Here is a 2,201-nt window from a genome sequence, read left to right on the forward strand (position 1 = left end):
CCGGTCTCCAGCGTCGTGGCCGATCACTTCGGCTGGCGGGCCATGTTCATCATCGCTGCCGCGTTGATGGCCGCGATCAGCATCGTCCTGGCGCTGACCGTGCCCAAGCGCCAGCCCGACCATAGCGCCTCTTATGGCCAACTGCTGGGTTCGCTCGGCACCCTGCTGCGCCAACAACCGCTGTTGCGCCAACGGGCGTTCTACCAAGCCTGCATGTTCGCCACGTTCAGCCTGTTCTGGACCGCCGTGCCGCTGGAACTGTCACGCAACCACGGCCTGTCCCAGACTGAAATCGCCCTGTTCGCCCTGGTCGGCGCCATCGGTGCCATCGCCGCGCCCATCGCCGGTCGCCTGGCGGATGCCGGCCATACCCGCAACGCCTCGCTGCTGGCGATGCTGTTCGCCAGCCTGAGTTTCCTGCCGGCGTTCATCCATCCGCTCTACAGCGTGATCGGCCTGGCGGTGACCGGCGTGGTCCTGGACTTCTGCGTGCAGATGAACATGGTCCTGGGCCAGCGCACCATCTACGCCCTCGACGCCAAGAGTCGCAGCCGGCTGAATGCGCTGTACATGACCAGCATCTTCGTCGGCGGCGCCTTCGGCTCATCGATTGCCAGTGCCGTGTACGAGCACGGCGGCTGGTTGTGGGTGGTGATCGTCGGCAGCGCCTTTCCGCTGTTGGCCTTGCTGCGCTTCTTGAGTGCCTCGCGCAAGCCGTCCCTGGCCACGGCCTGAAACCCCACCCATAAAAAATGCCCGGTCGCTCGAGGCGACCGGGCATTTTCATGGAGCGGTCAAATCCGCACGTTGCCACGCGGCCCGGCAATCGCCCAGATGATCAGGCCCAGGACCGGCAGCAGCAGGATCAGCAGCACCCAGAGAATTTTCATCCCGGTTTCCGCGCCACTCTTGAGTACATTGATGATCGCCCAGATATCGAGCGCCAGGATAATCAGGCCGACCAGGCCGTTGAAGGTGGAACCCATGGTGTCGCTCCCAAATGGTGATAGGCACCCTTAGGATAGCGGGCCCCTGGCAAGGGTTCCGTTTTATTGCTTCAGACGTGGACCGCGACCTTGAGAGCTTCCAAGGCCGGCGCGGCGGCGATGCCGACTTCGGTACACAGTTCCAGCACCCGCGGCATGTCGTTGCCGTACACCAGCACCATTTGCAATTCATCGTCGAGCAACTGGCTGAAGTTCATCAGCACGTAGCCGCCGTTTTCCTTGTTCAGGCTGCTCATCTGGATCTGGATGCGGTTGAGCGCGGTCAGGGCTTCGGTTTTCGCCAGCTGCTTGGGCTTGAGATTGAACGCTACGCCAGGGCCGAACGAAGCGACGATCTGTTCGAACAGGTCCACGTAGGTGTCGGCCTGGAACAGCACGGTGTCCGGCAGGCTGCCCACCACCACCCACTCACCCAACGGGATCGGGAATGTGTCGTCGTAGTTGATATCGGGGTTGGCGGCCAGGAAAGCCGTCGGATCGGCGTAGGCCTGGGCCGCTTCGTCAGCGATTTTCGCGATGTCCGCCTCGCCGAGGCAGCCGGAGCTGATTTTACCGATGAGTTCGATGAGGGCGGCTTTCATGGGGGTGAATCCTGTGGCGAAGGGTGTCTTGAGGGCGGGCAGGATAGCGCATCACATCGGTCGAGTCAGGCGTGGCGAGGGAGCTTGTTCCCGCTCGACTGCGAAGCAGTCGTAAACCCGCTAAACAGCGGTAAACCTGACAGGTTGCGGTGGCTGGATTTTGGGCTGCTGCGCAGCCCAGCGGGAGCAAGCTCCCTCGCCACAAAAGCCGTCGGGATCTGCTCGGACCTTTCAGCCCAACATCTTTTCCAACTGCGCCGTGGTGTCTACCGCGCCCATGGTCCTGGCGGCATCGAGGGCCGAGACGCCGTTGGCGTCCTTGGCTTTCGGGTCGGCGCCTTTGCCGATCAGGTAGTCGACGATTTCCACCCGGTTGAACATCGCCGCCATCATCAAGGCGGTACGGCCATCGAAGGACGCGCCTTCCACTTGGGCGCCGCCGTCCACCAACGCCGAGACCACTGCCAGGTCGCCCTTGAACGCCGCGCCGGCAATCGGGCTCTGGCCGTTGTCGTTGCGGATTTCCGGATCGGCCTTGTGCTCCAGCAGCACTTTCACCGTTTCCACATGCCCGTGGTAAGCGGCCAGCATCAACAGGGTGTCGCCCTTGTGA

At 62.9% G+C, this 2,201-nt stretch carries 4 protein-coding genes; 1 reads left to right on the forward strand and 3 read right to left on the reverse strand.

The annotated features are described in order from the left end of the window. Window positions 1–735: MFS transporter (locus J4E53_RS30395; RefSeq protein WP_207268288.1), on the forward strand; the 735-nt coding region annotated here is incomplete at its 5' end. 59 nt (window positions 736–794) lie between these two features. Here the strand turns inward: J4E53_RS30395 and J4E53_RS30400 are convergent. From J4E53_RS30400 to J4E53_RS30410, 3 genes are all read right to left on the reverse strand, one after another. Then, complete coding sequence (locus J4E53_RS30400) at window positions 795–986, reverse strand: PLDc N-terminal domain-containing protein (protein WP_003204476.1); 192 nt, start codon at window positions 984–986, stop codon at window positions 795–797. A 71-nt stretch (window positions 987–1,057) separates the two neighbouring features. Next, window positions 1,058–1,588 carry a hypothetical protein gene (locus J4E53_RS30405; RefSeq protein WP_103310666.1) on the reverse strand — a complete coding sequence of 177 codons (531 nt, stop codon included), beginning with the start codon at window positions 1,586–1,588 and terminating at the stop codon, window positions 1,058–1,060. Window positions 1,589–1,819: 231 nt separating this feature from the next. Then, window positions 1,820–2,201 (reverse strand): ankyrin repeat domain-containing protein (locus J4E53_RS30410; RefSeq protein WP_207268289.1); only part of this gene is annotated, 382 nt, incomplete at its 5' end.

Origin of the sequence: Pseudomonas sp. FW305-28, from assembly GCF_017351395.1 — a bacterium.
Taxonomy (GTDB): Bacteria; Pseudomonadota; Gammaproteobacteria; order Pseudomonadales; family Pseudomonadaceae; genus Aquipseudomonas; species Aquipseudomonas fluorescens_AA.